The sequence below is a fragment of the Salidesulfovibrio onnuriiensis genome, assembly GCF_008001235.1.
GTDB lineage: Bacteria > Desulfobacterota > Desulfovibrionia > Desulfovibrionales > Desulfovibrionaceae > Pseudodesulfovibrio > Pseudodesulfovibrio onnuriiensis.
This window is the reverse complement of sequence record NZ_CP040751.1, coordinates 1,480,293-1,493,418: the sequence shown is the minus strand read 5'-3', so window position 1 is coordinate 1,493,418 and position 13,126 is coordinate 1,480,293. Positions and strand designations below refer to the sequence as shown.

The 13,126-nt window shown below is 62.5% G+C and carries 9 protein-coding genes; 8 read left to right on the top strand and 1 reads right to left on the bottom strand.

Going from position 1 to position 13,126, the window contains the following annotated elements; translation table 11 throughout:
• Positions 1–154: 154 nt before the first annotated feature.
• Positions 155–1,336: an iron-containing alcohol dehydrogenase gene (locus tag FGL65_RS06795; RefSeq protein ID WP_147820362.1), complete on the top strand. Its 1,182-nt coding sequence runs from the start codon at positions 155–157 to the stop codon at positions 1,334–1,336.
• A 233-nt stretch (positions 1,337–1,569) separates the two neighbouring features.
• Here FGL65_RS06795 and FGL65_RS06790 read toward each other — a convergent pair whose 3' ends face one another.
• Positions 1,570–2,808, bottom strand: a complete 1,239-nt coding sequence (locus FGL65_RS06790; protein ID WP_147820360.1) for an ROK family transcriptional regulator — start codon at positions 2,806–2,808, stop codon at positions 1,570–1,572.
• Between the two features lie 410 nt (positions 2,809–3,218).
• Here FGL65_RS06790 and FGL65_RS06785 point away from each other — a divergent pair, with 410 nt between their 5' ends.
• The 7 genes from FGL65_RS06785 (at position 3,219) to FGL65_RS06755 (ending at position 13,045) form a co-directional block, all read left to right on the top strand.
• Positions 3,219–4,247, top strand: coding sequence for a sugar ABC transporter substrate-binding protein (locus FGL65_RS06785; protein WP_147820358.1), 1,029 nt, complete (start codon positions 3,219–3,221; stop codon positions 4,245–4,247).
• Positions 4,248–4,320: 73 nt separating this feature from the next.
• Entirely contained in the window at positions 4,321–5,886 is a 1,566-nt protein-coding gene (locus FGL65_RS06780) for a sugar ABC transporter ATP-binding protein (RefSeq protein ID WP_222705806.1), read from the top strand.
• A gap of 3 nt (positions 5,887–5,889) precedes the next feature.
• A complete protein-coding gene (locus FGL65_RS06775; protein ID WP_222705805.1) occupies positions 5,890–7,041 on the top strand; it encodes a sugar ABC transporter permease in 1,152 nt (383 codons plus the stop codon).
• 35 nt (positions 7,042–7,076) lie between these two features.
• On the top strand, positions 7,077–8,135 hold the full coding sequence (locus tag FGL65_RS06770; RefSeq protein WP_147820355.1) for a substrate-binding domain-containing protein: 1,059 nt from the start codon (positions 7,077–7,079) through the stop codon (positions 8,133–8,135).
• Positions 8,136–8,214: 79 nt separating this feature from the next.
• Entirely contained in the window at positions 8,215–9,201 is a 987-nt protein-coding gene (glk, locus tag FGL65_RS06765) for a glucokinase (protein ID WP_147820353.1), read from the top strand.
• 139 nt (positions 9,202–9,340) lie between these two features.
• Entirely contained in the window at positions 9,341–10,399 is a 1,059-nt protein-coding gene (locus tag FGL65_RS06760; protein WP_147820351.1) for a hypothetical protein, read from the top strand.
• 3 nt (positions 10,400–10,402) lie between these two features.
• Entirely contained in the window at positions 10,403–13,045 is a 2,643-nt protein-coding gene (locus tag FGL65_RS06755) for a cytochrome ubiquinol oxidase subunit I (protein ID WP_147820349.1), read from the top strand.
• Positions 13,046–13,126 lie beyond the last annotated feature (81 nt).

Genomic DNA, 13,126 nt, shown 5'->3' with positions numbered 1-13,126 from the left:
TTCCTTTCATGGGTCGCTTTGACCCAAGACAACGAAATCTAAAAGCCTCATATTTTTTACACGCTGTTATTATTGACGATTTCCAAATGGCCCGGGCTTTGCTCTTAAGAAGCGAGCGAGTGGAAGCCCCTTCTAACCCCAAAAGGAGATTGTCATGGCAGTACGCGAAGAAGTTTTCGGATTCTTTATCCCCAGCGTGACCCTCATCGGCATCGGCTCCGCCAAGGAAATCCCGAACAAGATCCGCGCCCTGGGAGGCAAGAAGCCTCTTATCGTCACCGACCCGGGCATTGTCGGCGCGGGGATCCTGGCCCAGGTCACCGACCTTCTCGACGCAAGCAAGATGAAGTACGCCGTCTACGACAAGACCATCCCCAACCCCACGGACGCCAACGTCCATGAGGGAGTTGAGGTATACAAGAAGGAAAAGTGCGACAGCCTCATCACCCTGGGCGGCGGCAGCTCCCACGACTGCGGCAAGGGCGTGGGCCTGGTGGTTTCCAACGGGGGCAAGATTCACGACTTCGAAGGCATCGACAAATCCGAGAAGCCCCTGCCGCCGTATGTGGCCGTGAACACCACCGCGGGCACCGCCTCGGAAATGACCCGCTTCTGCATCATCACCGACCTTTCCCGCAAGGTGAAGATGGCCATCGTGGACTGGCGGGTCACCCCGGGCATCGCCATAGACGACCCCATGCTCATGATGGGCATGCCCCCGGCACTGACCGCCGCAACGGGCATGGACGCCCTGACCCACGCGGTGGAGGCGTACGTTTCCACCATCGCCACCCCCATGACCGATTCCTGCGCGGAAAAGGCCATCGAGATCGTCTTCAAGTCCCTGCGTCCGGCCGTGGCCAACGGCCAGGATGTGGAAGCGCGCGAAGCCATGTGCTTTGCCCAGTACCTGGCGGGGATGGCCTTCAACAACGCTTCACTGGGGCATGTGCACGCCATGGCCCACCAGCTGGGCGGCTTCTACGACCTCCCCCACGGCGAATGCAACGCCATTCTCCTGCCCCATGTGGAACGCTTCAACCTCCCGGCCAAGGTGGACCGCTTCGCCAAGATGGCCACACTGATGGGTGAAAACATCAATGGGCTTTCGCCGCGCGCGGCCGCCGAAAAATGCCTCGACGCGATTCAGGAACTCTCCTGCGACGTGGGCATCCCCTCCGGGCTCATCGAACTGGGCAAGCGGTACGGCAAGGACGTCAAGGCCGCCGACATCCCGACCATGACGGCCAACGCCCAGAAGGACGCCTGCGGCCTGACAAACCCGCGTTGCCCCACCGACGCGGACGTGGTGGCGATCTATGAAGCAGCGCTCTAAAAAACCCTCACGCCCACCTTCCGGCTCACGGCGGGATTCTTCCAGCCGAGGGTTCGGCGGGTACTGGTCCGACCCTGAGGTTCCGGCCCCAGACTGCCCTCCTGGCTATAAAGAGCAGTCGCCGGACAACGGGCGGAAACAGACCCCTTCATAAGCCCACGCGCCCTGGGCACGAAAAAGGCCTCCGCTTTCGCGGAGGCCTTGCTCTTTTTTCCTGCGCAGGAAAACGGCGATCAATCCGACTTGATGGCTTCCTGCATCTTTTCCGCGGCAACGCAGCGGTCCAGGGGCGACTTGTACAGTTCCTGGAGCACCAGACAGGCCGCGCCCAGGGACCAGTCCATGTCCTGCCATTCGTGCACCACCACCTCGGTCTTGGAATGCATCTCGGGCCACACGCTCTCCTCCAGCATGGCGCGCATGGGCCCGAACATGAGCTCTCCGGCCCGGATGCCGTTGCCTGTGACGATGATCCTGGAGGGGTTGAAAATCTGAATGAGCCCGGCCAGGGCATGGCCGAGATAGCTCCCGGCGCGGTTGAAGACCTCCACCAGGTCCTGGTTCCCGGCCCGGGCCGCCTCGAGCACCTCCTCGTAGGCCAGGGCCTCCATGTCCGCGCATTGCCAGGTTCCCTCGCGACACAGGCGCTTGGCCGCGTTGAGGATGCCGAAGTTGCTGACATAGGCCTCGTAGCAGCCCTTCTTGCCGCAGCGGCAGGGCTCGCCGCCCGGCACGGCCACGAAATGGCCCAGCTCCCCGGCAAACCCGTTGGATCCCCGATACAGCTCGCCGTCGATGACCACGCCCATGCCCAAACCGTCCTCCACCGTGACCACGGCGAAATTGTTGATGCCCATGCCCTGGCCGCGCCAGAGCTGGGAAAGGGCCACGGTGTTGGAGTCGTTGTCCACGTAGGTGGAAATTCCAAAGCGGTCCTGGATGAGATCGCGCAGGGTGATGTCGCCCCGGCGGTACAGCGGGCTCCAGTAGCTGACGCCCTCGCGGCTGTCCACCAGCCCCGGGACGCCGATGCCGATGCCCGAGACCTGCTTGAGGGAAAGCCCGGCCTCGAGCACGCAATGGCGGATGGCCTCCTCGATGAGGTCGGCCACAAACTCGGCCGGTCGCTCGCTGGTGCGCACGGGCATAACCACCGAGCTCTTGACGTTGGCCAGAATGTCCGTGACCACGCAGCCGATGCGGAACGCCGAGACCTTCACGCCCACCACATAGGCCGCGTCCGGATTGATGGCCAGCAGGATGCGGTTGCGCCCCCGCGCTGCGGTGCCCTCCACTTCCTTTTCATAGATGAGCCCGCTGGCGATCATCTTGGCCGTGATGTTGGTCACCGTGGCCCTGCTGTGGCCCACGATCTGGGCGATCTCGATGCGCGAGATGCTCCCCGCGATGCGGATGGTGTTCAGTATCTGATACTGGTTCAGGGTCTTGAGCGGTTCCGGTCGTATAGCCATTCTGAAAAATCCCTCTCTGGCGGCAAATAAATAATGGCAACCCTTGCGGGTCCCCCGTAGTTACATAGGCTAGCATATCTGCCCGGTAAATTAATTTATGACATAAACAAATAACCGAGGCAAGCCTGCCCGAAACAGGAGAAATTCACGGAATCGCCACTGAAACGCCAAGAAAAGAGGCTGCTTTCGGCTTGATCGCTCAATCAATTTGTTTAAATATTAAATTAAATGTTGACAAAAAAATTGCAGCAGGAGAATACTAGGCCCAATCTTGAAAGAGTCCTTTCTCTTAACCTGTTTTTATAACAAGAATAAATATTACGGGTGTGCTGACTCCTTCAAGAATGGGAGTTATTCTGGCGAGATATTTTTCAATCGCTAAACCAAAACATGTTTCCGGAGGTTCTACGATGCAACGTACACTGACGAAACTCTTCACCATGGCCGTGGCAGGCCTGCTCGTCCTGTCCCTGGCGGGCCCCGCTGCCGCCAAGACCCTCAAGGTCGGATTCCTGCTCAAGACCATGCAGGAAGAACGCTACCAGCGCGACAAGGCCGCCTTCATCAAGAAGGCCGAGGACATGGGTGCCAAGGTCTACTTCGACTCCGCCAACAACGACGAGCAGACCCAGCTCATGAAGTTCGAGAACCTGCTGGCCAAGGGCTGTCAGGTCATCGTGCTCCAGCCCGTGAACACCGGCACGGCCGGCGCCATGGTCAAGGCCGCCAACGACGAGGGCGTCAAGGTCATCGGCTACGACTCCCTGCTGGTGAACGGTCCCCTGGACTACATGGTCATGCAGGACAGCTGGGCCGTGGGCAAGCTCCAGGGCGAAGCCATGGTGGAATGGCTCAAGGCCAAGAAGGGCAAGGTTGAAGGCAACGTGGCCCTGATCATGGGCCAGCCCGGCGACTCCAACGCCGCGGCCATGTCCTCCGGCGCACTGGAAATCATCGAGCAGAACCCAGGCCTGAAGCTGGTCGCCAAGCAGTCCCACGAAGGCTGGTCCCCGGACAAGGCCATGGCCACCGCTGAAAACGTGCTCACCAAGTACCAGAACAACATCGACGCCTTCATCTGCAACAACAGCGGCATGGCCCGCGGCGTCATCTCCGCCCTGGACGCACAGGGCCTGGCCGACGTGAACAAGGTCTTCGTGGCCGGTTCCGACGCCGACCTGGTGAACATCCAGTACGTGGCCCAGGGCAAGCAGGCCGTGGAAATCTGGAAGAAGATCAACCCGCTGGCCGAGACCGCCGCCGAAATGGCCGTCAAGGTCGCCAAGGGTGAGGAAATCAAGGCCGACAAGAACATCAACAACGGTTTCGTGGACGTGCCCACAGTGGTCACCCCGGTGGTGCCTGTCACCAAGGACAACATCGACAGCACCATCATTGCCGAAGGTTTCTACACCAAGGCGCAGGTCTACGGTCAGTAAAATCGTCTCTCCCGCTGACAAGGACCGTTAATGATACGGGAGGGCCGTTTGGGGACGGCCCTCCCGGAGTAAAATGCAAACAGCACAGGTGATCGCCATGGGCGAAGTCGTTTTGGAAATGAAGAATATCGTCAAGGATTTCCCTGGGGTCCGGGCTCTTGACGACGTGAATTTCGAGGCCCGCGCCGGTGAGGTGCTCGCCCTGGTGGGCGAGAACGGAGCCGGTAAGTCCACCCTCATGAAGGTGCTGAGCGGCGTCTGGCCGTACCCCACCTACGAAGGGGACATCTTCGTGAAGGGCAAACGGTGCCGGTTCCGCAACACGCGGGAAGCCGAGGCGGCCAAGGTGGCCATCATTTATCAGGAACTGAACCTGATCCCCGAGCTGACCGTTGCGGAAAACATTTTTCTCGACCGGCAGTTCTGTAGCCGGCTGGGCGTGGTCAACTGGAGCCGCGTCTATGCCGAAGCCCAGAACCTGCTGGACCAGCTCCACATCAAGGGAGTGAACCCCACGGACAAGGTCAGCGAGCTTACCGTGGGCAAGCAGCAGATGGTGGAGATAGCCAAGGCCCTTTCCAAGGACGCGGAGATCCTGGTCTTCGACGAGCCCACCTCCGCCCTTACGGACAAGGAAGTGGACGCCCTGTTCAAGACCATCCGCAAGCTCAAGGAAAACGGGGTCTGCATGACCTACATCTCCCACAAGATGGACGAGCTGGAGATCATTGCCGACCGGGTGGCCGTGCTGCGCGACGGCAAGACCATCGGCGAGGTCACCCCCATGAGCGAGATCACCATGGACGAGATCATCAACCGCATGGTGGGCCGCGACATCAAGGACATGTTCCCCAAGATGAAGGCCAACCGGGGCGAAAAGGTACTGGAGGTCAAAAACCTCTGCCTGAAGCACCCCACCCTACCGGGCAAGCAGCTCATCAAGGACGTTTCCTTCGACGCCTACAGGGGCGAGATCCTCGGAATATCCGGGCTCATGGGCTCGGGCCGCTCCGAGCTGGTCTCCAGCATCTTCGGCGCATACCGCAGGGGCGTGTGCGGCGAGGTCCACCTCCACGGCAAAAAACTCAAGATCAAGCGCCCCCAGGACGCAATCAGGAACGGCATCGCCCTGGTCACCGAGGACCGCAAGGCCCTGGGCCTGGTGCTGGGCCAGAGCGTGCTCACCAACATGACCATCGGCTCCCTGGAGACCGTTGCGCACCAGTGGGGCGTCATCAACAAGGCCAAGGAACGCAACCTGGCCCGCGACTACATCGGCAAGCTGAACATCAAGACGCCCGGCCTGGACGTGGCCATCGACACGCTGAGCGGCGGCAACCAGCAGAAGGTCATCGTGGCCAAGTGGCTGAACACGGCCCCCAAGGTGCTCATCCTGGACGAACCCACCAGGGGCATCGACATCGGGGCCAAAGTGGAAATCTACAACCTCCTCAACAAGCTGGTCGAGGAAGGTGTCACCGTGATCATGATCTCCTCGGAACTGCCCGAGATCATGGGCATGTGCCACCGCATCCTGGTCATGTGCGAAGGGGAGATAGCCGCGGAACTCGATGAGACGGAAGCAACCAAGGAGCTCATCATGGAATACGGCACCGGCAGCAAGAAGAAAGGGGAATAAGCAATGAGCACCACCGCACATAAAACCGATTTCATGCAACAGATCATGGGCTTCCTCAAGGAAAACGGAACGCTCATCGCGCTCGTCATCCTGGCCGCCATCTTCGGCTTCATGGACGACGCGTTCTTCACCCCGCGCAACATCACCAACCTGGCGCGGCAGACCACCATCATCGGCATCATTTCCGTGGGCATGACCATGGTCATCATCATCAACGGCATCGACCTTTCCGTCGGTTCCATTGTCGGCCTTTCGGCCATCATGGTCACCCTGCTCATGCAGCAGGGCATGAACGTCTGGGCGGCGATCCTGCTCACCCTGCTCGTGGCGGGCGTGCTCATCGGCCTGTGGAACGGCTTCTGGGTCGCCCACTACAACATCCCGCCGTTCATCATCACCCTGGGCATGATGACCATTGCCCGGGGCCTGGCATTGACCCTCTCCAACGGCAGCTCAGTGCCGGTCACCGACCCTCTGTTCCCTGAACTGGGCGGCTCGTTCATCTCCCCGGCCTATTCGGGAATCCTCATAGCGGCCGCCCTCGTCTTCTTCTTCCTCAGCCTCTTCCGGGGCGTGCAGCAGAAAAAGAAGTACAATGTCACCATCAGGGCCCAGAAGATCGTCGCCTCCTCGATCATTGCGGTGGCCGGCCTGGGACTCGCCTTCTGGGTCTTCACGGCCTATCGGGGCATCCCCTACCCGGTGCTCATCTTCGGCGTCATCGCCGCCCTGGGGGTCTTCATCCTGAACAACACCATGCTCGGCCGGCGCATCTACGCCATCGGCGGCAACGAGGAGGCGGCCCGCCTCTCCGGCATCCGCATCTACCGGGTCAAGCTCATCGTCTATTCCATCATCACCACCCTGTCCGCCCTGTCGGGCATCCTGCTGGCCTCGCGGCTCAACGGGGCCTCCCCCAACCTGGGGAACATGTTCGAGCTCGACGCCATCTCCGCCGTCATCATCGGCGGCACCAGCTTCTCGGGCGGCGTGGGCACCATCACGGGCACGGTCATCGGCGCCTTCATCATCGGCATCATGAACAACGGCATGAGCCTGCTGGGGGTGGAGACCTTCTACCAGCTCATCATCAAGGGCCTGATCATCATCCTGGCCGTGTGGTTCGACGTGCTCAACAAGCGCAAGTCCGCCTAGGGCCCGGGATCAACACCAGCGGAGGTTCGCAAAGCATGCTTCATACATTCCCCCAAGCCGTGAGGACCATGACCGTGGCGCTCTGCGCCGTGATCCTGGCCGCAGGCCTGGCAACAACGGCCCAGGCCAAGGAACTGCGCATCGGTTTTCTCCTGAAAACCATGCAGGAGGAACGCTACCGCACGGACAAGGCCTTGTTCATGGCCCGCGCCGAGGGCAAGGGAGCAACCGTGCTCTTCGACTCCAGCCGCAACGACGAACTGGTGCAGCTGCGCCAGGTGGAAAAGATGCTCGACCAGGGCATCCAGGTCCTGGTTCTCCAGCCCGTGGAAACGGGTACGGCGGGCAGCCTGGTCAAGCTGGCCCATGAGCGCGGCGTGCGCGTGGTGGGCTACGACTCCATGCTCCAGAACGGACCGCTGGACGTCATGGTCATGCAGGACAGCTGGGCCGTGGGCGAACTCCAGGCCAAGGCCCTGAAAAAATGGCTCCTGAAGCACAGGGGCGCGGTCAAGGGCAACGTGGCCCTGATCATGGGGCGGCCCGGCGACGCCAACGCCGAGGCCATGAGCCAGGGAATGCTCGACTTTGCCGCAAAGCACCCGGACATCAATCTCGTGGCCCGCAAGTCCCACATGGACTGGTCCCCGGACCTGGCCCGGGAAACGGCCGAGACCCTGCTGCTGAAACACCGCGACAGGATCGACGCCTTCATCTGCAACAACAGCGGCCTGGCCTCCGGTGTCATGGGCGCCCTGCACGAGCAGGACCTGGACTCCGTGGACAAGGTCTTCGTGGCCGGTTCGGACGCGGACCTGCGCAACATCCGCATGGTGGCCCAGGGCAGACAGGCCTTCGAGGTCTGGAAAAAGATCAAGCCGTTGGCCTACCGCGCCGCGGACATTGCCGTGGCCATGGCCGAACAGCCTGAAAAGACGGTGAAGGAGCTGGCCCCGGACGCCCGCGCCGTGGACAACGGGTTTGCCGAGATCCCCACCATCATCACTCCTGTGGTGGGCGTGGACAGGGAAAACCTCGACGCCACGGTTATTGCGGACGGGCACTTCACCCATGAAGAGGTTTACGGAAAATAATAATGGATGTATTTGGTTTCACAAACAATAACTACATAATGAACGCGAAGCGCCAACAGACAACGGGACGGAACGGACAATGATACTTGCAGGAGACATCGGCGGAACCAAGACCCGCCTGGGAATCTTCTCCGCGGACCGAGGTCCGGACGATCCCGTCGTGCGCCAGACCTACCCCAGCCAGGAATTCGCCGGGCTCGAAGACATCGTGCGCGCCTTCCTGAAGAAGCACGGACTCTCGGCGGAGCGCGCCAGCTTCGGCGTGGCCGGACCCATCAAGCAGAACCGAGCGCAGATCACCAATCTGCCCTGGATCATCGACGGGGACCGGCTGCAGCGGGAAACCGGCATCGGCCGGGTCGCCCTGCTCAACGACCTGGAAGCCATGGCCCACGCCGTGCCGCACCTGGACGAATCCATGCTGGTGACCATCAACCAGGGCGTTCCGGTGCCGGAATGCACCAAGGCGCTGGTGGCCCCCGGCACGGGGCTGGGCGAAGTGTTCCTGACCTGGGACGGGCACGGCCGATACCGGCCCAACAGCTCCGAGGGCGGGCACACGGAATTCGGCCCGCGCACCGAACTGCAGATGGAGCTGCTGGCCTACCTGCTGGAAAAATACGACCATGTCAGCTACGAACGCGTCTGCGCCGGGGTGGGCATTCCCAATCTCTACGCCTTCCTGCGCGACACCGGCAAACATCCCGAACCCGAGGCCCTGGCACGGGACCTGGCCGAGGCTGAGGACCAGACCCCGGTCATCGTCCGGGCCGGGCTCGAACGCCCCGAGGAAAATCCCATCTGCGTGGCCGTGCTGGAGCTGTTCACGGAAATCCTGGGCGCGGAAGCGGGCAACCTGGCCCTCAAGGTCTCCTGCTACGGCGGCATGTACATCGGCGGCGGCATCCCCCCGCGCATGCCCGAATACATCAGAAGCCCCCGGTTCCTGGAGGCATTCCGGGCCAAGGGGCGGCTCAGCCCCATGGTGGCGGACATGCCCATCCATCTGGTGACCCACAGGGACACGGCCCTCATGGGCGCGGCCTGCCATGCCCTCGGACTTTGAGCCGAACCTCATTTTCACGCGACACCCCAGGGCCCGGAAACGTTTTCCGGGCCTTTTTCATTGCAACACAACAGAATTCCTCTATTTATAATACGATCCAGCGCCACCATGCGATATAGACGCAGGATGGAGGTGCCTTATGGATCCGACCGCTCTGATTCCCGTTCCCGACGCCATCCCCATGGCCTGGGGCTGGTTCGAAGGCCTGAACATCCTCACGTTCACCCTGCACATGATCCTGGTGAACGTCCTCGTGGGGGGCGGCTTCTTCGCCCTGTACCTAACCCTGAACAAACGCGCCGACCTGGCGGCCCCCATCACCCGCAAGCTGCCCACGGTCTTTGCCCTGGTGGTCAACTTCGGGGTGGCGCCGCTCCTGTTTCTCCAGGTGGTCTACGGCCACTTCTTCTATTCGGGGTCCGTACTTTCCGCCGCGTGGTGGCTGGGCGTGATCCTGCTGCTCATCGCGGGCTACTACGCCCTGTACATCCACCAGCACAAGAGCGCGGCCGACCCCGCAAACAGGGGCGGCTACCTGCTCGCGGCCCTGGCCGTGATCCTGTGTGTCGGCCTGGTCATGGTCAACGTGCTGACCCTGATGCTGCGGCCCGACCTCTGGGTTTCGGGCGTGGGCGGCAGCTCCGGCACCCTGTTCAATTTCATGGACGCGACCTTTGCCCCGCGCTTCCTGCATTTCCTGTTTGCCTCCCTGGCCGTGGGCGGCCTGGCGGCGGCCCTGCTGGCGCGGTTCGGCAAGGAGCGTGGAACAACCTCCTCCGAAATCGTACAACACTCGGGGCTGCGCCTGTTCGTCACGGCCTCGGTGCTCCAGATCGCCTCGGGCCTGTGGTGGCTGGTGGCCCTGGACCGGCCCGTGCTGCTCCAGTTCATGGGCGACAGCGTCCCGGGCACTGCCCTGCTCCTGGTTTCCGTGGCCCTGGCCGTCCTGGCCCTCATGGCCGGGGCAACGCGCAAGCCCGTGAGCGCGGCGATCTGGACCGGTCTCACGATCCTGTCCATGTCCGGCGTGCGGGCCGTGGTGCGCAACGCCACCCTGGAGCCGTGGTTCTCGCCCGGCCAACTCCAGGTCACCGGCGAAATCTCGCCCTTCGTCTTCTTCCTGGTCACATTGGTCATCGGCCTGGCGGCCCTGGCCTACATGCTGCGGCTGGCGTTCTTCGCGTCCAAGGAGGGTTGATCCATGCAATATCCATTTTGGGAACTGACAACCTTCGGCGGCGGATTCTTCATCGCCCTCATAGCGGTCATCCATGTGTTCCTGGCCCACTTCGCGGTGGGCGGCGGCCTGTTCCTGCCCCTGTTCGAGGGCATGGCCCGCAAGCGCGGCTCCGCGCCCCTGCTGGCCTACGTGCGCAGCCACACCAAGTTCTTCCTGCTGGTGACCATGGTGCTGGGCGGCATGACCGGGGTGGGCATCTGGTTCACCATCTCGGTGCTGGCCCCGCAGGCCACCTCCACGCTCATCCACACCTTCGTGTTCGGCTGGGCCGCGGAATGGGTCTGTTTCCTGGCCGAAATCGTGGCCCTGCTCATCTACCACTACCGGTTCGAGCAAATGAGCCCCCGCAACCACCTCATCGTGGGCTGGCTCTACTTCATCTTCGCCTGGCTCTCGCTCTTCCTCATCAACGGCATCATCGGCTTCATGCTCACCCCCGGACAATGGCTTGAAACGGGCAGCTTCTGGGACGGATTCTTCAACCCGTCCTTCTGGCCGTCCCTGTTCTTCCGCACCTTTGCGGCGGCAACCATCGCCGGGCTGTTCGGCTTTGTCACCGCCCACAGGGTCCAGGACGCCGAGGCGCGGGAAACCATCTACCGCACCTGCGCCTGGTGGACCACGATCCCGCTCCTCCTGGCCCTGGCCTGCGGCTGGTGGTACACCAGCGTGATCCCGCCCGAGGCCCTGCACCGGCTGGCCCTGCGCGCCTCGCGCATCACCCGGTTCTACAGCCTGGTGCCGCTCTTCGCCGCCGCCGTGTTCGTCCTCGGCGCGGTCATGCTGGTGCGGCTGCCCAGAAACCTGCGCATCTCCGTTTCCGTGGCGCTCCTGCTCCTGGGGTTCGGCTTCCTGGGATCCTTCGAATTCCTGCGCGAGGCGGCCCGCAAGCCCTATCTCATCCACGGATACATGTATTCCAACCAGATCCGGCCCATGGACATGCAACAGTACACCGAGGCGGGCATGCTGGGCTCGTCCAAGTGGGTCAGCGGCAAGGAGCTTACCGAGGACGACATGGAACGCCTCGGCGGCGAACTGTTCCAGCTGCAATGCGCCTCCTGTCATTCCGTGGGCGGCCCCATGAACGACATCCTGCCCCTGACCGAAAAATATCCGGTGACGGGCATGGACGCCAAGCTTTCGGGCATGGGCACGATTTCACCCATGATGCCCCTGTTCGCGGGCACCGGTCAGGAACGCATGGCCCTGGCCCGATACATCGTGAACACCCTGCACGGCGGCAGGCCCGGCAACATCGCCTTTGCGGGCAAGGATCTGCCCCTGGAGATCCCGCCCTTTGACAAGAACAAGGACCAGTACGTGCTCCTGGCCTGGAACAACCTGGGCATGCACTGCATCTCGGACAGCTATTCCGAATGGGTGCTGCTGCCCCCGGCCAACGACATCTACGCCCAGCTGGTGAAGCGCGGCGACAAGCCGCAGGTTATCACCAAGGGCGTCACCCTGACCTATTCCGTGGAGCCCGGATTCGAGAATCCGGCCGCGCTGTGCTCGTTCTGGGATCACGCCCAGAGCCTGTTCGGGGCCCGGCCCCAGGAAAACGTTGGCCTGTGCGGCAACGGCCTGACCGGCAAGCTCAAGCCCCACGAGGAGCTCAACTGTTTCGAAGCCGCCCTCATCCCCGTGAAGCCCTACCCGGCCAGCGGCGGATTCAATCCCTACCCCGTATTCACGGTGCGGGCAGAGGACGCGGAAACCGGCGAGCTGCTGGCCGAGACAAAGACGGTCGCGCCCACCTCCACGGAAATGGGCTGCAAGAACTGCCACGGCGGCCCGTGGCTGGTGGACAACCTGGCGGGAATCTCCCAGGCCACCGGCCGGGACGTGCTCAAGTCCCACGACCGGCTGAGCAACACCGAACTGGTCGCCTCGGCCCAGTCCGGCAATCCCAGGCTCTGCCAGTCCTGCCACCCGGACCCGGTGCTGGGCGCAGAGGGCAACCCCGAGCTACTCAACCTGCCCGCGGCCATCCACGGCTTCCACGCCAACTTCCTCACTGACAGGGGTTCGGAGGCCTGCGCCTTCTGCCACCCCAACCGTCCGGACGGCCCCACCAAGTGCCTGCGCGGGCTGCACGCCCAGGCCGACATCGGCTGCGTACGCTGCCACGGCTATCTGGAAGACCATGCCCTTTCCCTGCTCAAGCATGAGGACGGCAAGGGCAAGCAGGGAGCCAAGCGGCTCATGGCGCATCTCAAGGCCAGGACCGTGGAAAGCGCGGACCAGGTCATGCCGCGCCTGCCGTGGATGAACGAGCCGGACTGCCGCACCTGCCACACCGATCCGGGAACCAGGCCGGACAAAAAAACGGCCAACGCCTTCAACACCTGGACCCACGACGGCCACGCCCTATACCGCAACAGCCTGGACGCCAACGGAAACATGATGTGCATCGCCTGCCACAACAGCCCGCACGCCAACTACCCGGCCCTGAACAAGTACGGCGCGAACCGCGACAACATCGCCCCGCTCCAGTACCAGGGCAACACCCGGTCCGTGGGCGCGGACAACAACTGCGGCGTTTGCCACCTCAAGGAAGTGACGGGCAACGCCCACCACGTGAAGACAGCCCAAAACTAGCAACAACATTCCGACCGGCACCAAGGCCTCCGGAGCAATCCGGGGGCCTTTTGCCGCTTGCCAACCGCCCCGGGTTCTGCA